General features: G+C 68.5%; 20 protein-coding genes and 1 pseudogene. 14 read left to right on the plus strand and 7 right to left on the minus strand.

Annotated features, from left to right (window positions below; translation table 11 throughout):
- Positions 1-17: 17 nt before the first annotated feature.
- Together smc and J2728_RS20960 are read left to right on the plus strand one after the other, a co-directional pair.
- On the plus strand, positions 18-3,461 hold the full coding sequence (gene smc / locus J2728_RS20955; protein WP_310002119.1) for a chromosome segregation protein SMC: 3,444 nt from the start codon (positions 18-20) through the stop codon (positions 3,459-3,461).
- Positions 3,433-3,599: pseudogene (locus tag J2728_RS20960) on the plus strand (hypothetical protein); the annotation flags it as partial. The gene smc and the pseudogene J2728_RS20960, both read left to right, overlap by 29 nt.
- A gap of 6 nt (positions 3,600-3,605) precedes the next feature.
- Here J2728_RS20960 and J2728_RS20965 read toward each other — a convergent pair.
- Both J2728_RS20965 and J2728_RS20970 read right to left on the minus strand, forming a co-directional pair.
- On the minus strand, positions 3,606-4,385 hold the full coding sequence (locus tag J2728_RS20965; protein ID WP_310002120.1) for a TSUP family transporter: 780 nt from the start codon (positions 4,383-4,385) through the stop codon (positions 3,606-3,608).
- A 67-nt stretch (positions 4,386-4,452) separates the two neighbouring features.
- Positions 4,453-4,842, minus strand: coding sequence for a DUF6481 family protein (locus tag J2728_RS20970; protein ID WP_013077538.1), 390 nt, complete (start codon positions 4,840-4,842; stop codon positions 4,453-4,455).
- Positions 4,843-5,201: 359 nt separating this feature from the next.
- On the opposite strand from J2728_RS20970, the gene J2728_RS20975 reads away from it, so the two are divergent.
- From J2728_RS20975 to J2728_RS20995, 5 genes are all read left to right on the plus strand, one after another.
- Positions 5,202-5,585, plus strand: a complete 384-nt coding sequence (locus J2728_RS20975) for an AtpZ/AtpI family protein (protein WP_310002121.1) — start codon at positions 5,202-5,204, stop codon at positions 5,583-5,585.
- A gap of 5 nt (positions 5,586-5,590) precedes the next feature.
- Positions 5,591-6,352: a F0F1 ATP synthase subunit A gene (locus tag J2728_RS20980; RefSeq protein WP_310002122.1), complete on the plus strand. Its 762-nt coding sequence runs from the start codon at positions 5,591-5,593 to the stop codon at positions 6,350-6,352.
- Between the two features lie 47 nt (positions 6,353-6,399).
- Entirely contained in the window at positions 6,400-6,624 is a 225-nt protein-coding gene (locus tag J2728_RS20985) for a F0F1 ATP synthase subunit C (RefSeq protein ID WP_004615714.1), read from the plus strand.
- A gap of 125 nt (positions 6,625-6,749) precedes the next feature.
- On the plus strand, positions 6,750-7,289 hold the full coding sequence (locus J2728_RS20990) for a F0F1 ATP synthase subunit B family protein (RefSeq protein WP_310002123.1): 540 nt from the start codon (positions 6,750-6,752) through the stop codon (positions 7,287-7,289).
- 10 nt (positions 7,290-7,299) lie between these two features.
- Entirely contained in the window at positions 7,300-7,809 is a 510-nt protein-coding gene (locus J2728_RS20995) for a F0F1 ATP synthase subunit B (RefSeq protein WP_310002125.1), read from the plus strand.
- Between the two features lie 129 nt (positions 7,810-7,938).
- Here J2728_RS20995 and J2728_RS21000 read toward each other — a convergent pair whose 3' ends face one another.
- Both J2728_RS21000 and J2728_RS21005 read right to left on the minus strand, forming a co-directional pair.
- Entirely contained in the window at positions 7,939-9,030 is a 1,092-nt protein-coding gene (locus J2728_RS21000) for a glycosyltransferase family 4 protein (protein ID WP_310002126.1), read from the minus strand.
- A complete protein-coding gene (locus tag J2728_RS21005) occupies positions 9,030-9,860 on the minus strand; it encodes a UDP-2,3-diacylglucosamine diphosphatase (protein ID WP_310002127.1) in 831 nt (276 codons plus the stop codon). The genes J2728_RS21000 and J2728_RS21005 overlap by 1 nt, the downstream gene beginning before the upstream one ends.
- A 274-nt stretch (positions 9,861-10,134) precedes the next feature.
- Here J2728_RS21005 and J2728_RS21010 point away from each other — a divergent pair, with 274 nt between their 5' ends.
- Together J2728_RS21010 and J2728_RS21015 are read left to right on the plus strand one after the other, a co-directional pair.
- On the plus strand, positions 10,135-10,764 hold the full coding sequence (locus J2728_RS21010) for a TetR/AcrR family transcriptional regulator (RefSeq protein ID WP_310002128.1): 630 nt from the start codon (positions 10,135-10,137) through the stop codon (positions 10,762-10,764).
- A 53-nt stretch (positions 10,765-10,817) separates the two neighbouring features.
- Positions 10,818-10,973, plus strand: coding sequence for a hypothetical protein (locus J2728_RS21015; protein ID WP_310002129.1), 156 nt, complete (start codon positions 10,818-10,820; stop codon positions 10,971-10,973).
- On the opposite strand, the gene J2728_RS21020 is transcribed toward J2728_RS21015, so the two are convergent.
- Positions 10,970-12,070: a pyridoxal phosphate-dependent aminotransferase gene (locus tag J2728_RS21020; protein ID WP_310002130.1), complete on the minus strand. Its 1,101-nt coding sequence runs from the start codon at positions 12,068-12,070 to the stop codon at positions 10,970-10,972. The two genes, J2728_RS21015 and J2728_RS21020, sit on opposite strands and share 4 nt — an antisense overlap.
- A 63-nt stretch (positions 12,071-12,133) precedes the next feature.
- Positions 12,134-12,601: an Lrp/AsnC family transcriptional regulator gene (locus tag J2728_RS21025; protein ID WP_310002131.1), complete on the minus strand. Its 468-nt coding sequence runs from the start codon at positions 12,599-12,601 to the stop codon at positions 12,134-12,136.
- Between the two features lie 122 nt (positions 12,602-12,723).
- Here J2728_RS21025 and J2728_RS21030 point away from each other — a divergent pair, with 122 nt between their 5' ends.
- The 5 genes from J2728_RS21030 (at position 12,724) to J2728_RS21050 (ending at position 18,583) form a co-directional block, all read left to right on the plus strand.
- The gene (locus tag J2728_RS21030) at positions 12,724-12,981 is read left to right on the plus strand and encodes a DUF6356 family protein (RefSeq protein WP_310002132.1); all 258 of its coding nucleotides are present in this window, start codon (positions 12,724-12,726) and stop codon (positions 12,979-12,981) included.
- Complete coding sequence (locus J2728_RS21035) at positions 12,978-13,979, plus strand: putative sulfate exporter family transporter (RefSeq protein WP_310002133.1); 1,002 nt, start codon at positions 12,978-12,980, stop codon at positions 13,977-13,979. The genes J2728_RS21030 and J2728_RS21035 overlap by 4 nt, the downstream gene beginning before the upstream one ends.
- A 66-nt stretch (positions 13,980-14,045) precedes the next feature.
- Complete coding sequence (locus J2728_RS21040) at positions 14,046-15,476, plus strand: amino acid permease (RefSeq protein ID WP_310002134.1); 1,431 nt, start codon at positions 14,046-14,048, stop codon at positions 15,474-15,476.
- A 105-nt stretch (positions 15,477-15,581) separates the two neighbouring features.
- Positions 15,582-16,730 (plus strand): acyl-CoA dehydrogenase family protein, encoded by a 1,149-nt coding sequence (locus J2728_RS21045; protein WP_310002135.1) that lies wholly within the window; start codon positions 15,582-15,584, stop codon positions 16,728-16,730.
- Positions 16,731-16,927: 197 nt separating this feature from the next.
- Positions 16,928-18,583, plus strand: coding sequence for a globin-coupled sensor protein (locus J2728_RS21050; RefSeq protein ID WP_310002136.1), 1,656 nt, complete (start codon positions 16,928-16,930; stop codon positions 18,581-18,583).
- Positions 18,584-18,732: 149 nt separating this feature from the next.
- Here J2728_RS21050 and J2728_RS21055 read toward each other — a convergent pair whose 3' ends face one another.
- A complete protein-coding gene (locus tag J2728_RS21055) occupies positions 18,733-19,044 on the minus strand; it encodes a hypothetical protein (protein WP_013080820.1) in 312 nt (103 codons plus the stop codon).
- Positions 19,045-19,301 lie beyond the last annotated feature (257 nt).

The following is a 19,301-nucleotide window of genomic DNA, read 5'->3' on the forward strand; positions in this document are numbered from 1 at the left end:
GCCAGGGGGACCGCCTCGTGCAGTTCCAGCGCCTTCGCCTTTCGGGCTTCAAGTCCTTCGTCGAGCCGACCGAGTTTCGGATCGAGCCGGGCCTGACCGGCATCGTCGGCCCCAACGGTTGTGGCAAGTCCAACCTGCTGGAAGCCTTGCGTTGGGTGATGGGCGCCAACTCCGCCAAGGCCATGCGCGCCGGCGGCATGGACGACGTGATCTTCGCTGGCAGCGGCGCGCGCCCGCCGCGCAATCACGCAGACGTCGCCCTGACCATCGACAACGCCGACCGTACGGCGCCGGCCCAGTTCAACGACGACCCGGTGCTGGAGGTCGTGCGCCGCATCGATCGCGGCTCGGGTTCGACCTACAAGATCAACGGCCGCGAGGTGCGGGCGCGCGACGTCCAGCTGCTGTTCGCCGACGCCTCGACCGGCGCCAACTCGCCCGCCCTGGTCCGCCAGGGCCAGATCAGCGAGCTGATCGGCGCCAAGCCGCAGAACCGCCGCCGCATCCTGGAAGAGGCCGCCGGGGTCTCGGGCCTGCACACCCGCCGGCACGAGGCCGAGCTGCGCCTGCGCGCGGCCGAGAGCAACCTCGCACGTCTGGACGACGTGGCCCGCGAGCTGGAGACGGCGCTGAACCGCCTCAAGCGCGAGGCCCGCCAGGCCGAGAAGTACAAGCGCCTGTCGGCCGAGATCCGCGCCGTGCAGGGGGCGGTGCTCTACACCCGCTGGACGGAGGCCCGCGACACGCTGGAGCGCACCCAGCGCGAGGCGACCGAGGCCGCGCGCCTCGTCGAGGAGACCGCCCGCGCCAGCGCGGCCGCTCAGGTCGCCATCACCGACGCCGAGGCCGCCATGCCGCCGCTGCGGGAAGAGGCGACCATCGCCCAGGCGATCCTGGGCCAACTGGCCATCCAGAAGGACCGGGCCGAGCGCGAGGCCGAGGCCGCCGCCGCCGAGTTCGAGCGCCTGAAGAACGACCTGGCCCGCATCGAGGCCGACCGGGCCCGCGAACAGCAGGCCAAGGACGACGCCGCCGTCGCTCTAGCCCGCATCGACGCCGAACTGGAGGAAGTCCGCGCCCTGGTCGCCGCCGCGCCCGAGCGGGGCCCCGAGCTAGAGGCCGCCGCCAAGGCCGCCGAGACGGCCCGCGCCGCCGCCGAGACCGAGGTCGAGCAACTCGCCGCCCGGGTGGCCGCCGAGGAGGCGCAGTTCCGCGCCGCCGCCGCGCGACTCTCCGAGGCCGACGCCCGCGCCAGCCGCACCAACCGCGCCCTCGACCAGGCCAAGGCCGAGCGCGCCGCCATCGGTCCCGAGGTCGATCCGGCCGCCGCCGACGCCCGCCAACGCTTCGCCAACGCCGAGGCCGCCCTGGCCGCCGCCCGCGCGGCGCTGGAGGAGGCCGAGGCCGAGCGCGTCAAGGCCGCCGAGCAGGAGGCCCTGGCCCGCCAACTGGCCCGTGGGGTCGAAGACCAGCTCGGCCGCCTGCGCACCGAGGCCCGAGGCTTGGCTCAACTCACCGCCCCACGCGCCAAGAGCGGCCACGCCCCGGCGCTCGACAGCGTCTCGCCTGACAAGGGCTATGGCGCGGCGCTGGCGGCGGCGCTCGGCGATGACCTCGACGCCGCGCTCGATTCCAAGGCGCCGTCCTACTGGGGCGGGGCCCAGGTCTCGTCGCCGCCGTGGCCCGAGGGCGCTCAGCCCCTGGTCCCGCTGGTCAAGGCGCCGCCCGAGCTGATCGCCCGCCTCTCGCACGTGGCCGTGGTCGCCCGCGCCGACGGCGACCGGCTGCAAAAGGACCTCAAGCCCGGCATGCGCCTGGTGTCGATGGAAGGCGATCTCTGGCGCTGGGACGGCTTCGTCGCTCGCGCCGATGCGCCCAAGCCCGCCGCCGTACGGCTGGAGCAGCGGACGCGCCTGGCCGAGGTCGAGGCCGAGATCGACGTTCTGGCGCCGCGCGCCGAGGCCACGGCCGCCGCCCTGAAGACCGCCGCCGATCGCATGCGCGCGGTCGAGGACCTGCTGCGCGACAAGCGGCGCGGTCCGCCCGACGCCGAGCGCTTGCTGAACAGCGCCCGGGAGCAAGTCGCCAAGTTCGAGCGCGAGCAGGCGCTCCGCGCCGCCCGCGCTCAGTCTCTGGACGACACCATTGCTCGCTTCGAGACCGAGAGGGCCGAGGTCGACGCGGCCTTGGCCCAGGCCCGCGAAGCTCACGCCGCCGCCCAGACCTCGGGCGACCTGCAACCTCGGCTCGCTCAGGCCCGTCAGGACGCCGCCAAGGCCCGCGAGGCGGCCAGCGCCGCCCGCACGGCCCTCGACGTCGAGACCCGCGAACGCGCCGGCCGCCAGCGCCGGCTGGAGAGCCTGGAGCGTGACCGGACCGACTGGGCCAAGCGCGCGGAGACCGCCGGCAAGCGCGCCGAGGCGCTGGAGAGCGATCGCGTCAAGGCCGCCGCCGCCCTGGAGGCCGCCCGCGAGGCGCCCGACGTCTTGCGGGAAAAGCTGTTGGCCTTGCTCGACGAGTTCGCCGCCGCCGAGGCCCGCCGCGCCAAGGCCAGCGACGCCCTGGAGACGGCCGAGACCAACCGCATCAACGCCGACCGCGCGGCTCGGGCCGCCGAACAGGCCGCCGGCGAGGCCCGCGAGAAGCGGGCGGCGCTCGTTGCTCACCTGGACGGCGCTCGCCAGCGCTACGCCGAGGTCGCCACCGCGATCCGCGAGCAGGCCCGCATGGAGCCCGAGGAACTGGGCCGCCACGTCGCCGGCGAGGCCGTGGCCGTGCCCAAGGACGCCGCCGGGGTCGAGGCCCACCTCTTCGCCCTCGAGCGCGAGCGCGACGCGATCGGCCCCGTGAACCTGCGGGCCGAGGAGGAGGCCCAGGAATACGCCGGTCGCCTGGAGATCATGCGCACCGAGCGCGCCGACCTTTCGGGCGCGGTGACCAAGCTGCGGGCCGGCATCGAGGAGCTGAACGCCGAGGGCCGAGAGCGCCTGCTGGCCGCGTTCGACGTGATCAACGCCAACTTCCAGACCCTCTTCCAGGCCCTGTTCGGCGGCGGCCAGGCCGAGCTGAAGCTGATCGAGAGCGACGATCCGCTGGAAGCCGGTCTCGAGATCTACGCTTGCCCGCCCGGCAAGCGCCTGGCCAGCATGAGCCTGATGAGCGGCGGCGAGCAGGCCCTGACCGCCAGCGCCCTGATCTTCGGCGTGTTCCTGGCCAATCCGGCCCCGATCTGCGTGCTGGACGAGGTGGACGCGCCTCTGGATGACGCCAATGTCGACCGCTACTGCAACATGCTCGACGAGATGCGCCGGCGCACCCAGACGCGCTTCATCGCCATCACGCACAACCCGGTGACCATGAGCCGCATGGACCGCCTGTTCGGCGTCACCATGGCCGAGCGGGGGGTGAGCCAGCTGGTCAGCGTGGACCTCAGCACGGCCGAGAAGCTGGTGGCGGCTTAGGGCCGAGCGCCCCCTCCGTCTCGTCGCGTATCCGCGCCGATCCACCTCCCCCGCTACGCGAGGGAGGATGAAACTTCCTCCTCACCCGTGGAACGGGGGAGGTGGCGCGATGCGAAGCATCGTGACGGAGGGGGCGCTCTCGCCTCAGAACCCGATGGCTTGCCGAATGGGATTGGCCGGATCGGCCAGCAGCTTCACCGCCATCGCGCAAGAGATCACCACCAGGAGCGGCCGGATCAGCTTCGGTCCGAACCGCATCGCCAGCCGCGAGCCCACCTGCGCTCCGATGAACGCCCCGACGGCCATGGCCAGGCCCACCGGCCAGACGACCACGCCCTTCAACGCGAACAGGGTCAGGCTGCCGACGTTGCTGGCGGCGTTGGCCAACTTGGTGTGGGCGGTGGCCTTGAGGACGCCGTAGCCCAGCAGGGTGACGATCGCGACCATGTAGAAGGCGCCAGCGCCCGGGCCGAAGATGCCGTCGTAGAAGCCGACGAACGGCGTGACGAAACAGGCGAACGGGATCAGCGCCATGCGCGGGGTGACGTCCTCGCTCTTCAGCGCGCGCGAGAAGCCAAAATAGAGGGCGATGGCGATCAGCAGCACCGGCACGATCGCTCGCAGCAGCTGGGGCGACAGCAGGCTGGCGCACAGCGCGCCGCACAGGCCCGCGATGGCGGCGGCCAGAGCGACAGGCCAGGCGGTCTTCCAGTCGATCAGGCCGCGCCGGGCGAAGGCGCTGGTCGAGGAGATGGCGCTGACCGCGCCCTGCAGTTTGTTGGTGCCCAGCGCCTGAACGGGCGAAAGCCCCGCCAGCAGCAGGGCCGGCAGGGTCACGAGCCCGCCGCCGCCGGCGATGGCGTCCAGCGCCCCGGCGAGGGCGGCGACCACGAACAGGCTGGCGATGACGTCGAGAGAAACCATGAGCGGCTCATGGTCCCGTTCGACGCCTCAGGCAAAGAAAAAGGGGCCCCGGAGGACCCCTTGATCACTAGCCCAGCAGGTGCGCCCACTGGTGAGCGCGCGACTGCTTGCTGTTGGTGGTCTTGCCCAGGGCGCGCAGTTCGTCGCGCTCCTTGGCCTTCTCTTCCTTCCGCACGCGCATCTCGGCGGCTTCCAGAGCCTTGCGCTCCTTCCGCTCGGCGCGCTTGGCGGCCATCAGCTCTTCCTGGCGGGCCAGGGCTTCGAGGCGGGCCTTTTCCTTGGCTTCGGCTCGGGCGGCGCGGACGGCTTCGAGTTCGGCGGCGCGTTGTTCCTCGCGCTTGTCGAAATCGGGGTCCTGGACGGTCGGCTTGGCCTTGAACTTAGCCAGCATGGCCTTCTTGGCTTCCTGCTGGGCGGAAATACGATCGGCGAATCCGGTGTTCTTCAGGTGCGACATGAATCTTCGTGTTATTTGGAGGCGGCGGCTCTAAAGCCCAGATCGACGAAAAAATCAATGCGTCATCGAGGCTGGCGGCTCCTTGCCTATGGGGAGCGGCGCTGAAAGAACGTTCGCTAGATAGGAACTCGTTCCCGATCCGAAAGAGGCTGCCCGCCCCTCGTCATGGAAAGATTGGGGTCGGTTTTGCCCGCCTGACGAAGGGGAAGGCGAAAACCTCAAATATTCCGGTCACTTGCCTTGCGAAGCGGTCACCTTGACGCACTGCGGCGAGGTCTATAGGTTCCGCGCCGATCAAGCCGGCCGGAACAGCGCTTTTTTATGGCGCGTCCTCGGCGCTTTCGGACCTGCCGCTTCCCATGCCCAAGGCCGACGAACCGAACGACAAGGCTCCGCAGAGCCTCGACGCTCGGCTCGCCGCATTTGAGGCGCGGAGGGCGGCGGAAAAGCCGGTGAAGGCTCGGTCCGAAAGAGCCCAGCAAGACGGCTACCGTCTGCTGGCGGACCTGATCGGGGGCGTTTTGGTGGGTATCGGCTTCGGCTGGCTGCTCGACCACTATGTCCACACGAGCCCCTGGGGCATGGTCGGCGGTCTGCTGATCGGCCTGGGGATCGCGATTTTCTCCATCGTCCGCAAGGCGATGAAACTGAGCGCGCAGGCGTCGGCCCCGTCTCCGGTTCCGGGGAAGGTCGACGGAGACACGGGAGACGGGCCAACCGTCCCCAAGCAGAAGAGAGACTAGGGCCGATGGCCGATCCGATGCACCAGTTCCAGATCCAGAAGATCGTGGAACTGCCCACCGTGACCGTTCCGGGCCTGGGCGCGATCGATCTTTCGATCACCAATTCCGTGGCCGCGATGATGTCGGCCGCCCTGCTGATCATCGGCTTCTACGGCCTCGCGGCCCGCAAGGCCGTTGTGCCGGGCCGCCTGCAGGCGGTGGGCGAGATGCTCTACGGCCTGGTCGACGGACTGGCGGAATCGATCATCGGCCACGACGGCAAGAAGTTCCTGCCGTTCATTTTCACGCTCTTCGCGTTCGTGCTGTTCATGAACATGCAGGGCATGTTCCTGGTCTTCACCGCGACCTCGCAGTTGGCCGTGACCCTGACGCTGGGCCTGATGGTCATCCTGACGGTGGTCGCCGTCGGCTTCGCCAAGAACGGCATCAAGTTCTTCAAGCTGTTCGCCCCGTCGGGCGTGCCGTGGCCGCTGTACTTCCTGCTGGTGCCGATCGAGATCCTGTCGTTCCTGATCCGTCCGATCACCCTGGGCCTTCGTCTGTTCGGCAACATGCTGGGCGGCCACGTCGTGCTGAAGATTTTCGCCGGCTTCGTGATCGCCCTGGGCGGTCTCGGCGTGCTGGGCTGGGCCGGTTCGGCCCTGGCCCTGACCTCGGTCGTCGCCCTGACGGCCCTAGAGTTCATGGTGGCCTTCCTCCAGGCCTTCGTGTTCGCGGTGCTCGCATGCGTCTACATCAACGACGTCGTGCACCTCGACAGCCACTGATCAACCTTTAGTCTTTCAACCAATACCCTTCTCAAGGAGTCTCAATCATGGACGCTGCTGCTGCTAAGTACATCGGCGCTGGTCTGGCCATGCTCGGCATGATCGGCGCGGGCGTTGGCCTGGGCGTGATGTTCGGCAACTACTTCCAAGGCGCCCTGCGCAACCCGACGGCCGCCGCTCAAGAGCGCCCGATGCTGTTCCTGGGCATGGCCCTGACGGAAGCCCTGGGCATCTTCGCCCTGGTTATCGCCTTCCTGATCCTGTTCTCGTAATCCGATCCCTGGAGCGCGGCGCTTCATCGGAAGCGACGCGCTCCAGTTTCTGTTTTCTCGCGCTTCCTGGAGCGGGCCGGATCACGGTCCGCTCCAAGCGCAATAGCTGAGAGGCGCCTTCGCCCATGGCGACGGAACATCACGGCACGACCGAGACGACGGAAGCCCCCAAGGGCCACGAAGGCGGCGGCGGTCTTCCGCAGCTGCAGTTCGAGCACTGGGGCGGTCAGATCGTCTGGCTCCTGCTCATCTTCGCCGTGCTCTACGCGGTGCTGTCCAAGGGCCTCCTGCCCCGCGTCAGCGGCGCGATCGAGGAACGCGGCGCCAAGATCGCCGGCGACATCGCCGACGCCCGTCGCTTGAAGGACGAGGCCGAGGCCCAGGCCCGCGCGGCCGCCGCCGAGGTGGCCGAGGCGCGCGCCAAGGCCCAGAAGACCGCCGCCGACGCGAAGGCCAAGGCTTCGGCCGAAGCCGCCGAGCGTCAGGCCAAGGAAGAGGCCGTCCTGGCCGAGAAGCTGGCCGCCGCCGAGGCTTCGATCCAGACCGCTCGCGACCAGGCCATGAGCCAGGTCCGCGTGGTGGCTCAGGACACCGCCGGCGCGATCGTCGAAAAGCTGACCGGCAAGGCGGCCACCGCCGCCGAGCTCAAGTCGGCTCTGGCCTAGGGGACTGAAGATGGAACACGAATCCCTGTTCAGCCTCTCGAACCCGGAATTCTGGGTTCTGGTCGCCCTGGTCGTCTTCTTCGGCCTGCTGTTCGCGCTGAAGGTCCTGCCGGGCGCGCTGTTCGGCGCGCTCGACAGCTACTCGGCCAAGATCAAGGCCGAGCTCGACGAAGCCCAGCAGCTGCGGGAAGAGGCGCAAGCCCTGCTCGCGGACGTGAAGGCCCAGCGCGAGGAAGCCGAGCGCCAAGCCGTGGCCATGCTGGACGCCGCCAAGGCCGACGCCAAGCGTCTGGCCGAGGAAGCCAAGGAAAAGCTCGAGGAGCAGATCAAGCGCCGCGCCGAGATGGCCGAACGCAAGATCGCCCAGGCCGAGGCTCAAGCCGCCGCCGACGTCAAGGCCGCCGCGGTGGATCTGGCCGCCCAGGCCGCCGAGGCCGTCCTGGCCGCCCGCCTCGTCGGCGCCAAGACCGACCCGCTGGCGGACGCCGCCATCGGCCAGATGGGCGCCAAGCTGCAATAGCCGCTGGCGACATCGGATAGACAAAAGGAAGGGCGCGGATCGTAAGGTCCGCGCCCTTCTTGTTTCCAGCTCGATCGCTTCGCCGAAGCATGGCCGCCGCAGCGGCTCGTCGGGGGCGGATGGCGGGGGCTAGGCCGCGGTCTTCTTGCGCAGGCGCGCCAGGCGGCGCAGGCGGCGCCAGAAGCGGGTCTTCTCGGGCTCGGGATAGGGCTGGAGGTTGCGGAAGAACTCCTCGGCGCAGGATCGCCACGAGAACTTCTCGGCGAACTTGCGCACCACCGTCCGGTCCAGCTCCAGGCAGGCCAGGCACGCTTCCTTCAGGCCGTCGGTCTGGCCCGGCGCCAGGACGCCGGCGTTGGAGCCAGGGATGATGTCGACGGGACCCGGGGCCGAGAAGGCCGCCACCGGAACGCCGGCGGCCATGGCCTCCAGGATCACCAGGCCGAAGGTGTCGGTCAGGGACGGGAAGCAGAAGACGTCCGCGCCGGCGAAGTAGCGGCCCAGCTCCTCGCCGAACTTGGCGCCTAGGAACTTCACCTCGGGATACTTCTCGGCCAGCTCCTCGCGCTGGGGACCGTCGCCGATGACGACCTTGGTGCCCGGCAGATCGAGGCTGGCGAAGGCCTCGATGTTCTTCTCGACGGCCACGCGGCCGACATTGAGGAAGATCGGGCGGGCCAGGCCCTCGAAGATGTCGGGATCCTCGGGCGTGCGCGGCTTGAAGATGTCGGTGTCGACGCCGCGCGACCAGGGCGACAGGTTGCGGAAGCCGTGCTTGGCCAGCTCGTCGCGCATGGTGGGCGTGGCCACCATCAGACGGCCCGACGGCTTATGGAACCAGCGCATGTAGGTGTAGCCGGCCGCCAGCGGCAGCGGCAGGCGGGCCGAAACGTATTCGGGGAACTTGGTATGGTAGCTGGTCGTGAACGGCAGCTTCCATTCCAGGCAGATGCGACGGGCGGCCAGGCCGATCGGCCCCTCGGTGGCGATGTGGATCGCCTCGGGCTCGAACAGCTTGAAGCGCTCCTGCACCGGCTCGTAGGCGCCGATGGCCAGCTTGATTTCCGGATAGGTCGGCAGCGGGAAGGTCGGGAACTGGTCGGGGCTGACGACGTCGACGACGTGGCCCATGGCGCGCAGTTCGTCGACCACCCGGGTCAGGGTGCGAACCACGCCGTTGACTTGCGGTTCCCAGGCATCGGTAGCAAGCAGTATTCGCATCAGGCGACGGCGGGCTCCGGCAAGGCGTCGTCGGCCGGCGTCGGCAGCTTGCGGCCGCGGTCGATCACCGACCACGAGCGCACCTTCGCCCACTCCACGATTTCCAGGTGGCCATCGGCGTGCTCGGCCACGGCCGTGCAGCTTTCCACCCAGTCGCCGTCGTTGACATAGGCGATGCCGTCGATGTCGCGCATCTCGGCCTTGTGGATGTGACCACAGATCACGCCATCCACGCCCCGACGTCGCGCTTCGTCGGCCACAGCGGCCTCGAAGTTCTCGATGAACTGCAAAGCGTTCTTCACCTTGACCTTCAGATAGGCCGAAAAACTCCAGTAACCGAACCCCAGGCGGCGACGCGCGCGATTCACCAGAGTGTTCAGCATGAGGATGGTTCTATAGGACCAATCCCCGAGGAAGGCGAGCCACTTGGCGTGTTGGACGACGCCGTCGAATTCGTCGCCGTGGACGACCAGATAGCGCTTGCCGTCGGCCGCCTCGTGGATGATGTCGCGGGCCACGACGACGCCGCCGAAGTGGACGCCGCAGAACTCGCGCACCCGGTCGTCGTGGTTGCCGGGCACGTAGATGACCTCGGTGCCCTTGCGGGCCATGCGCAGGATCTTCTGGACCACGTCGTTGTGGGCCTGGGGCCAGTGCCAGCCGCTGCGCAGCTTCCAGCCGTCGATGATGTCGCCGACCAGATAGAGCTTGTCGCACTCGATATGGCGGATGAAGTCCAGCAGCAGCTCGGCTTGGCACCCTCGCGTGCCCAGATGCAGGTCGCTGATGAAAACGGAACGATAGCGGCGGACGGCGACGTCGGCGCTCATGGTCGTACCCCCGTTCGACACCGCAATATCGCTCCGTCCCCGGATCGGCGCGACGGCGGCCAACGGCAGGCGATTAAGCTGATTGCATGTCGCTTTGATGAAGCGGGGGCGAGGATCGATGCGGCGCGGTTCGCCCGCGCTTCCCCTGGGGCAGCCCGTCGATTGGTCAGTTTCGGCGCATTTGTCAAAAATCTAGGCGCGCGGGCGAGCCCTTCGGGGGGCTGGGACCGCTCTAGCTGTTGCGGCGCAGCATCGCCCGCACTAGATCACGCCGATGGACGCCGCCCGCCTCGCCAAGGACACGCCGAAATCGCAGAAGACCCGCGCGCGGATTCTGGATTGCGCGATGCATCTGTTCGCCGAGATCGGCTATCACGCGGCCACCAACCCGGCGGTCGCCGACGCCGCGGGCCTGACGCGCGGGGCCATGCTCTACCACTTCCCAACCCGCGAGGCCCTGGTCGAGGCCGCCGTGGCCCATATCCAGGCCGAGCGCTCGACTCTGTTTCGCGCCGCGGCCGACAGCCTGCCGCCGGGCGCCGACGTCACCGAGCACGCGATCGACAGCTACTGGGACCTGCTGCACAGCGTTCCGTTCCAGGCCTTCGCCGAGCTGGAGGCGGCCGGTCGCACCGATCCGGCCATCCAGGCCCTGCTGACGCCCGCCCAGGCCGAGTTCGACCGCGCCCAGGCCGGCGATCACTTCCTGAAGATTCTGCACGCGGGCGCCGGTCCCCGCTTCCAGGCCAGCCGCGACCTCGCCCGCTTCATGCTGGAAGGCCTGGCCCGCACGACCCTGACCTATGACAAGGACGGCCGGAAGGATCGTCTGCTGGCCGTGATCAAGCGCGCGACGCACATGCTGAACCGCAAGGGCGACATCCAGGACCTCTGGCCGGAATAGTCTTCGCGGGAGCCAAGTCGCTTCCCAGGGATTGGACGGTCAGGAGAACACCGATGACCGACCCCAATCCGACCCCGCCTCATCCCGACGATCCGGTTCCCCGCCCGGCGGGGCAGGAGGCGCCGCCGCCGCCCGAGCTGGACCCGAACCGCAAGACGAACGCCACCAGCGATCCGACGGCCGGTGATCCGGGCAACGGCGCGGACTAGGCCTTCAAGGCCTTCGGCAGCACGCTGGCGAAATAGTCCAGCTCGGCGGGGCTGGCGGTGCCGACGCGGATCCAGGTCGGGTGGCGCGGGCTGTCGAACACCCGCACCTCGACGCCCATCGCCGCCAGGGTCTTCTGGAAGGCGAGGTTCGGCTTGCCGCAGTCGACGAAGACATAGGTGCCGTGGGACGGCAGATACCTCAGGCCGTTGGCGTCGCAGATCGCGTAGATCTTCTCGCGGCAGCCTTCGAGGTAAGCCTTCGCGCCAGCGAGATAGGCCGGATCGCCATAGCAGGCGGCGGCCGCCGCGAGGCCTGGACGGCCCTTGTGCGTCGGGATCAGGCTCTTGAGAGTCCGGACCCGGTCGGCGCGGGCGGCGATGAAGCCGACGCGAAGGCCCGCCATGCCGTAGACCTTGGAGAAGGTGCGGGCGACGATCACGTCGTGGCCGGCGCGGACCAGGTCCATCATCGAGTTGCGGACCGGATCGGGGCTGATCTCGATATAGGCCTCGTCGACGAGCACGGGACAGGTCTTGGAGACCTCCACGCAGAAGGCGCGCAAGCGCTCGGCGTCCAGCAGCAGGCCCGTCGGGTTGTTGGGATTGCAGACATAGACGCAGCCCGCCTTCACGGCCTTGGCGCGCTCGGCGAGCGCTTGCAGGTCGATCTGCTGGTCGGTCGCGAGCTGGACCCACTCCAGGCTCGCGCCCTGGCGCTGGGCGTAGAGCAGGGGCGTGGCGTAGCTTGGTTGCGGCGAGACGACGGGGCCGGCCTTGGCGAAGGCCGTCGACAGAAGCGACAGCGCCTCCAGCGAGCCGTTGCACAGGCCCACCTGCTCGGGCTTCAGCCCATCAAGCCCGGCGATCAGCTTGACCAGCGGCGGTTCCAGTTCCCAGCCGTAATAGGGCGCTTCGGCCAGGGCCTTGGCGGCGGCCTCGCGGGCGGCGGGGGAGGGGCCGAACGGGTTCTCCGTGACGCCCAGATGCGCCTTGATCGCCGGCGGTGCGGTCGGGTCGACCGAGGTCTCGGCCGCCAGCGCCAGGCTCGGCGCCAGAGCCGCGCCACCGATCAGAAGTCCGCGCCGCGTCGCGTCCATGGTCGTTCTCCGTCAAAGATCGGGCCTAGTAGAGCGCGGTCCATGACAGGCTCAAGACAAGGCTCAGGCCGGGGCGACGGGAAGGGCGGTGGTGAACTTGATCTGCTCCATCGCGAAGCTGGACGACACGTCGCTGAGCGGCGCCGTGGCGATCAGACGCTTGTAGAAGCGGTCGTAGGCGGCGATGTCCTTGACCACCACCTTCAGCAGATAGTCGACCTCGCCGCTCATCCGGTAGAACTCGACCACCTCGGGCAGGGCCTTGGCGCCCGCCGCGAATAGGGTCAGCCACGCCTCATCGTGGCGGCCCGTCTTCACGGCCACGAAGACGGTGAGCGGCAGGTCCAGGGCCTCGCGGTCCAGCAGGGCGACCCGCGCGGTGATCACGCCCGAGTCCTGCAGTCGCTTGATCCGCTTCCAGCACGGCGTCTGGGTCAGGCCCACCCGCTCGGCGAGATCGGCGATCGGGACCGTGGCGTCCTCCTGCAGGATCGCCAGCAGGCGCCGATCGATATGATCGAGATCAATCATCTCCGCATTCCGCGTTGATCGAGAATGAAATTCTCTCTACGCCCCGTTTGGAGCGCAATCCAGTAATGCCTTTCCCCGAATCCTCGCCATCCTAGGAAACCTCGGCAAGTCGCGAGGTTTCGATGCTGGCGTCCTTCACCCGTCACCCCCGTTCGGTCGGCGAGAGCTATGGCCAGCACATGGGCGTGGCCTGGGGCTTCGGCTTCACCCTGATCGGCGCCGGTCTGGCCTGCCTCGTCCACGGCCTGCTGCCGTTCGCCTTCGAGCGGACGGGCAGCCGCACGGTGCGCCAGCTGAACGAGCGCCTCTCCAACCGCTGTGCTCGCGCCGACGCTCACTTCGCCGCCGCGCCCAGGGCGGGCGAGACCGTCCGCGGATGACGGCCGCCGCCCTTCGGCTGGAGGCTGGCAAGCTGGCGCCGGGGCTCGCCGCGGGCTTGGCCTTGGCCGTCTTCGCCAAGCTGCTGTCGCAGGGCCTTCACGCGCCCGCGCCGCTGATCGCCGTGGTGCTTGGCATGATGCTGGGCGCGTTGGGTCTGCAAGCCCAGTTGGGCGCGGGTCTCGACATCTTCGCCAAGCCGGGCCTGCGCCTGGGCGTCGCCATGATGGGCGCGCAGATCAGCTGGGCCGAGTTCGCCGCCTTGGGCGGTCCCGCCATCCTGGCCAGCGGCGTCGTCGTCCTGGGCGGTCTGGCCATCGGCGCGGCGGCGGGCCTCGCGCTGGGTCTGCCCTTCGCCGAAGCGCTGATCGCGGCCGCCGCCTGCTCGATCTGCGGCGCCTCGGCCGCGCTCGCCGCCTCGCAAGCCGCGCCGGCCAGTCCCGCCAACCAGCGGACGACCGCCCTGGTCATCGTCGGGGTGAACCTGCTCTCGACCGTGGCCATGCTGGCCTATCCGCCGCTGGCCCACGCCTTGGGCCTGAGCGCCCACCAGGCGGGCGTGTTCTTCGGCCTGTCGATCCACGATGTCGCCCAGGTCGCTGGAGCCGGCGCCTCGGTGTCGCCCGAGACCGCCAGCACCGCGGCGCTGGCCAAGCTGGCGCGGATCGTCTGGCTCGGACCGGCGGTGGTGCTGATCGGCCTTGTCCTGACCCGTAGTCCAGAAGGCGGGCGCGTCTCGGGCCTGCGGGCGCCGCCGGCCTTCGTGCTCGGTTTCGCGGCGCTGGCGGCGGCGCGCGGATTGAACCTGATCCCGCCCGTAATGGTCTCGACCCTGGCGGCCTGCTCCAGCTTCCTGCTGCTGGCGGGCGTCGGCGCGATCTCGGCGAAGCTGGGTCCCAAGGCCCTGCTTCAGGTCAAGCCGCGCCTGGCGGTGATGTTGGGAACGGTCACGGTCGCGGTCGCGGTCCTGGCCTACGCCCTGACGAGAATATTCTTCTAGAGATCAAGGCTTGGCGGAGCACGAAACCGACTCCATGGTCGCCTCCATGAGTCGGAGGGACCCCAAGTGAGCTTCTGGACGCGCCGAAAGGCCATCGACACCATCACCGCGGGACACGCGGACAGCCATCAACTGAAAAAGACCCTGAGCTGGCCGCATCTGATGGCCCTGGGCGTCGGCGCGATCGTCGGCACAGGCATCTACACCCTGACCGGCATCGGCGCTGGGCTGGCTGGTCCTGGCGTCATCCTGTCGTTCCTGATCGCCGGCGCGGTCTGCGCCTGCGCCGCCCTCTGCTACGCCGAGCTCTCGACGATGATGCCGGCGGCGGGCAGCGCCTACACCTACAGCTACGCGGCCATGGGCGAGCCGGTGGCCTGGTTCGTCGGCTGGAGCTTGATCCTCGAATACACGCTGGTCTGCGCGGCCGTCGCCGTGGGCTGGTCGGCCCACGCCCATGGCCTGTTCAAGGCCATGGGCTTTCCGGACGCCTTGCTGGCCGGACCGCATGCCGGCGGCCTGATCAACCTGCCGGCCGTGATCATCTCTATGGCGGTGGCGGGCCTGCTGGCGCTTGGCACCCGCGAGAGCGCGGTGGTCAACATGTTTCTGGTGGCGGTGAAGATCGCCGCTCTGGTCGTCTTCGTCGTCCTGTGTCTGCCGGCCTTCGACGCCAGCCACTTCACGCCGTTCATGCCCAATGGCTTCTCGGCCGCGCCCGGCCCCGACGGGGTGAAGATCGGCGTGATGGCGGCCGCCAGCCTGATCTTCTTCGCCTTTTACGGCTTCGACGCGGTGTCGACCGCCGCCGAGGAGACCAAGAACCCCAAGCGCGACCTGACCATTGGCATCGTCGGCTCGATGGCCGTCTGCACGGCGATCTACATGATCGTCGCCGCCGTCTCGATCGGCGCCTCGCGCGCCGAGGTGTTCTCCAAGAGCGAGGCGCCGCTGGTGTTCATCCTGGAGAGCCTTCAGCACCCCAAGATCGCTCAACTGGTGGCCTTGGCGGCGGTGATCGCCCTGCCGACCGTGATCCTGGCATTCATGTATGGCCAGAGCCGGATCTTCTTCGTCATGGCGCGCGACGGCCTGCTGCCCCGCGCGCTGTCGCGGGTGAACGCCAAGACCGGCACGCCGGTGATGATGACCCTGCTGACCGGGGCGCTCTCGGCGGTGCTGTCGGGCCTGCTGTCGCTGAAGGACATCGCCGAGCTGGCCAACGCCGGCACGCTGTGGGCCTTCATCGCCGTCGGCGCGTCGGTGATCGTGCTGCGCCTGCGCGAGCCCAATCGGCCGCGCGTCTTCTCCACGCCGATCTGGCAGGTCGTCGCGCCCGCCGGCATCCTGGGTTGCCTCTATCTGTTCATCAGCCTGCCGGTGAAGACCCAGGTCTACTTCTTCTACGCCCACCTGATCGGCGCGGCGATCTATCTGGCCTATGGCGTCCGCAAGAGCGTTCTGGCGCAGGCGGAGAAAGCTTCGAAAGGCGCGTAGGGGAAGGCTTCCATTCTCGGGCGCCATCGCTACAGTCCCGGTCAAAACAGATGTTTGACACGCTCTCGCGTCCAGCGAGGGCGCTGGACAATGGGAGAAACGCGCATGGCCCTCGACCTGGAGACCCGCGAGCAGCTGATCGACACGGTGGCTCGGTTCGTCGCCGAGCGGCTGCGTCCGATCGAGGCCAAGGTCGCCGAGGACGACGCCGTGCCCGCCGACGTCATCGAGGAGATGAAGGCGCTCGGCCTGTTCGGTCTCTCGATCCCGGAAGAATACGGCGGCCTGGGCCTTGGCATGGAGGACGAGGCGCTGGTGGCCATCGAGCTGGGCCGCGCCTCGCCCGCTTTCCGCTCGGTGTTCGGCACCAATGTCGGCATCGGCAGCCAGGGCCTCGTGATGTTCGGTGACGACACCCAGAAGGCCAAGTGGCTGCCGGGCGTCGCGTCCGGCGAGGTGATCACCTCCTTCGCCTTGACCGAGCCCGAGGCCGGTTCGGACAGCGGCGCGGTGCGGACGCGCGCCACGCTGGACGGCGACGCCTACGTGCTGAGCGGGTCCAAGCGTTACATCACCAACGCCGGCAAGGCGTCGCTGTTCACGGTGATGGCCCGCACCAATCCCGACATGAAGGGCGGCGGCGGCGTATCCGCCTTTCTGGTCCCGCGTGATCTTCCTGGTCTCTCGGTCAGCAAGCCCGAGAAGAAGATGGGCCAACAGGGCGCTCACATCCACGATGTGACCTTCGACAATGTCCGGGTGCCGGTCGAGAACCGCCTCGGCGCCGAGGGCGAGGGCTTCAAGGTCGCCATGCAGGTGCTGGATCGCGGTCGTTTGCACATCGCCGCCGTCTGCGTGGGCGTGGCCGAACGCTTGATCGCCGACTGCGTGGCCTATGCTTCCGAGCGCAAGCAATTCGGCCAGCCGATCGCCAACTTCCAGCTGATCCAGGCGATGATCGCCGACAGCAAGACCGAGGCCCTGGCCGCGCGGGCTCTTGTGCTGGAGACGGCCCGCAAGCGCGACGCCGGGGTCGGGGTCACGCTGGAAGCCGCCGCCAGCAAGCTGTTCGCCTCGGAGATGGTCGGCAGGGTCGCCGACCGCGCGGTGCAAATCTTCGGGGGCGCGGGATATGTCGCCGACTATGGAATCGAACGTCTGTATCGGGACGTGCGCATCTTCCGGATTTACGAGGGCACGACCCAGATCCAGCAACTGATCGTCGCCAGAGAGACGCTGAAGCAAGGCGGCTGATCGGCTTTGGACGTGTGGCGGTTCGCCGCGGCGATCTGATCGCCAGGATGCGGCCGACGGTCGCATGGCGAGACGCGAATCTCTTGCCAAGCTTGGATTCGTGGTTGACCCACCCGAGAGTGGGTTGGGGCTTGCCATGTGGGATAGGGCGGCATCCTGACGCACGTCTGGCGCGAATATTTAAGGCGTCGTTAAGCATGCCGCCACGAGCCTTCCCGCTGCATCCAGCAGATGGAAACAAGGCCATGGGCCACGATTACGCGATCAATGAGCGAGTGGCGTTCATGGGGATCGACGACAAGGCCCGCGCGGCCTTGCGCGATCTGAGACCTGTCGTCGGCAAGGCGATCGTACCGGCCCTGGCGGCGTTCTACGCCAAGGTCGCGGCCGTCCCCGAGACGCGGAAGTTCTTCAAGGACGATCAGCACATGGCGGCCGCCAGCGGTCGCCAACAGGCGCACTGGGACGGGATCGTCCAGGCCGAGTTCAGCGAGGACTATGTCCGCGCCGTTCGCGCCATCGGCGAGACCCACGCCCGCATCGGGCTCGAGCCGCGTTGGTATATCGGCGGTTATGCGGTGGTCAGCGATCACCTGATCCGCTCGGTTCTGGAGTCGGTCTGGCCCAAGGGCTTCATCAGCAGAGGCGGCGCGGCCGAGGCCGGTGAAGCGCTAAGCGCCTTGATGAAGGCCGTCTTGCTGGACATGGACTTCGCCATTTCGATCTATCTCGAGACCATCGACAACGACCGCCGGCGACTTGAAGCCGAGCAGCGCGAGACCCAGGCCTGTCAGGCGCGGATGGTCGCCGCGCTCGGAGAAGCGCTGGATCGTCTCGCCAAGGGCGATTTGAGGTCGCGGCTCGATATCGAGGCCGCGGCCGAGTTCCAGAAGCTGAAGGACGACTTCAACAACGCGGTCAACCTGCTGGACCAGGCCATGGGCGGTGTCAGCGCGGCGACCGACGGCATCCGTTCCGGGACCGAGGAGATCAGCATCGCCGCCGATGATCTGGCGCGGCGTACCGAGCAACAGGCCGCGAGTCTGGAGCAGACCGCCGCGGCGCTGGACGAGATCACCCAGACCGTCCGACGCGCCGCCGACGGCGCCAACCAGGCTCAGGACGTGGTTGCCGGCGCCAAGGCCGAGGCCGAGCGCTCCGGCGCCGTCGTCGATCAGGCCGTGGCCGCCATGGGCGAGATCGAAACCAGCTCGCGCGAGATCGGCAATATCATCGGGGTGATCGACGAGATCGCCTTCCAGACCAACCTCCTGGCCCTGAACGCCGGCGTCGAGGCGGCTCGCGCCGGTGACGCCGGCAAGGGCTTCGCGGTCGTCGCGCAGGAAGTCCGGGCCCTGGCCCAGCGCTCCGCCGAGGCGGCCAAGGAGATCAAGGCCCTGATCGGCGCCTCCACCAAGCAGGTGGAGGCCGGGGTGGGCCTGGTGGGGCAGACGGGCGAGGCTTTGCAGGGCATTGTCGGCAAGGTCGCCGAGATCGACCAGCTGATCGTCCAGATCTCCGCCTCGTCGCACGATCAGGCCCGCGGCCTTTCGGAGGTCAACACGGCCGTCAACCAGATGGACCAGGTGACCCAGCAGAACGCAGCCATGGTGGAGCAGACCACGGCCGCCACCCACTCATTGAAGAGCCAGACCGCCGAGCTGGCCAGTCAGGTCGCGACCTTCTCGATCTCCGGCCGGTCCGCCGCGCCGGCCCCGCGGTTAGCGGCGCCGCGAGCGCCCGCGCCGCGCGCCGCGCCGGCTCAGCGTCCGGCGAGCCGCCCCGGCGCCTCGGCGCCGATCGCGCGAGGCGGCGCGGCGGCCGCCGCCAAGGAAGAATGGGAAGAATTCTAGAGGGAGAGCGGGCGCGCGGAATGGGCCGTCCCCGTTTCGCGTCAGGTCAGCGCGCAACAAGACGCCCTCGCCGAGCGATCGGCGAGGGCGTTCTGATTTCCAGCTTCGTGAGCGACGCCCGCGCGCCGGCTCTCCGATCTAGGCGACGCTTACGCGCCGCCCGGGAAGCGGAAGGGAACCTTCACGGTGCCGGTCTTGGCGCCCATCGGGAGCTTCTCGGCGATGCACATGGCGGCCTTGTCGAAGCCCTTGCCCGCGGCGCTATTGTCGACGACCTTGCAGTCGGACAGCTTGCCGTCGGCGGCATTGCACTCCAGCATCACCTGGGCGGCGTCGCGGGTGTTCGCGAATTGCTGCAGGCAACGACCCATCTGGTCTTCGAAGCCACCAGCGGCCGTGGCGGCTTGGGCGACAAAAAAGCTGCCGGCGATTCCCGCGGCAATAGCGATCGGATATTTCATCCCGCTGCTCCTAGTAGTGTTTCCACGTCCTGCGGACGATGCGCCAACTGGTCGCGGGAGCAAACTTTCATGGGGCGGTTAATATATTCTAAGTCTCATAAGAATATTCGAGATTTACTTCCAGGTAACCATGGCGTCTACAGCGCCGCGAGCCTTTGCTAGTCGAGGCGCTCCTTAGAATCGCGCTCGCGGACGCTGCGACCAAACGCCCATTTCGAGGCTTTCGGGCGCATTTATCTCGAATTCCTTTTAACCAA

This window comes from Caulobacter segnis (genome assembly GCF_031454995.1).
GTDB classification, from domain to species: domain Bacteria; phylum Pseudomonadota; class Alphaproteobacteria; order Caulobacterales; family Caulobacteraceae; genus Caulobacter; species Caulobacter segnis_E.

Coding starts and splice junctions, on each gene's coding strand:
- J2728_RS21020 (WP_310002130.1), bottom strand. CDS start 12,070: ATGGACGCGACGCGGCGCGGACTTCTGATCGGTGGCGCGGCTCTGGCG.
- J2728_RS20980 (WP_310002122.1), top strand. CDS start 5,591: ATGGCCGATCCGATGCACCAGTTCCAGATCCAGAAGATCGTGGAACTG.
- J2728_RS21050 (WP_310002136.1), top strand. CDS start 16,928: ATGCCGCCACGAGCCTTCCCGCTGCATCCAGCAGATGGAAACAAGGCC.
- J2728_RS21035 (WP_310002133.1), top strand. CDS start 12,978: ATGACGGCCGCCGCCCTTCGGCTGGAGGCTGGCAAGCTGGCGCCGGGG.
- J2728_RS21030 (WP_310002132.1), top strand. CDS start 12,724: ATGCTGGCGTCCTTCACCCGTCACCCCCGTTCGGTCGGCGAGAGCTAT.
- J2728_RS20985 (WP_004615714.1), top strand. CDS start 6,400: ATGGACGCTGCTGCTGCTAAGTACATCGGCGCTGGTCTGGCCATGCTC.
- J2728_RS21005 (WP_310002127.1), bottom strand. CDS start 9,860: ATGAGCGCCGACGTCGCCGTCCGCCGCTATCGTTCCGTTTTCATCAGC.
- J2728_RS21000 (WP_310002126.1), bottom strand. CDS start 9,030: ATGCGAATACTGCTTGCTACCGATGCCTGGGAACCGCAAGTCAACGGC.
- J2728_RS21055 (WP_013080820.1), bottom strand. CDS start 19,044: ATGAAATATCCGATCGCTATTGCCGCGGGAATCGCCGGCAGCTTTTTT.
- J2728_RS20965 (WP_310002120.1), bottom strand. CDS start 4,385: ATGGTTTCTCTCGACGTCATCGCCAGCCTGTTCGTGGTCGCCGCCCTC.
- J2728_RS21010 (WP_310002128.1), top strand. CDS start 10,135: ATGGACGCCGCCCGCCTCGCCAAGGACACGCCGAAATCGCAGAAGACC.
- J2728_RS20990 (WP_310002123.1), top strand. CDS start 6,750: ATGGCGACGGAACATCACGGCACGACCGAGACGACGGAAGCCCCCAAG.
- J2728_RS21045 (WP_310002135.1), top strand. CDS start 15,582: ATGGCCCTCGACCTGGAGACCCGCGAGCAGCTGATCGACACGGTGGCT.
- J2728_RS21025 (WP_310002131.1), bottom strand. CDS start 12,601: ATGATTGATCTCGATCATATCGATCGGCGCCTGCTGGCGATCCTGCAG.
- J2728_RS20970 (WP_013077538.1), bottom strand. CDS start 4,842: ATGTCGCACCTGAAGAACACCGGATTCGCCGATCGTATTTCCGCCCAG.
- J2728_RS20975 (WP_310002121.1), top strand. CDS start 5,202: ATGCCCAAGGCCGACGAACCGAACGACAAGGCTCCGCAGAGCCTCGAC.
- J2728_RS21015 (WP_310002129.1), top strand. CDS start 10,818: ATGACCGACCCCAATCCGACCCCGCCTCATCCCGACGATCCGGTTCCC.
- J2728_RS20995 (WP_310002125.1), top strand. CDS start 7,300: ATGGAACACGAATCCCTGTTCAGCCTCTCGAACCCGGAATTCTGGGTT.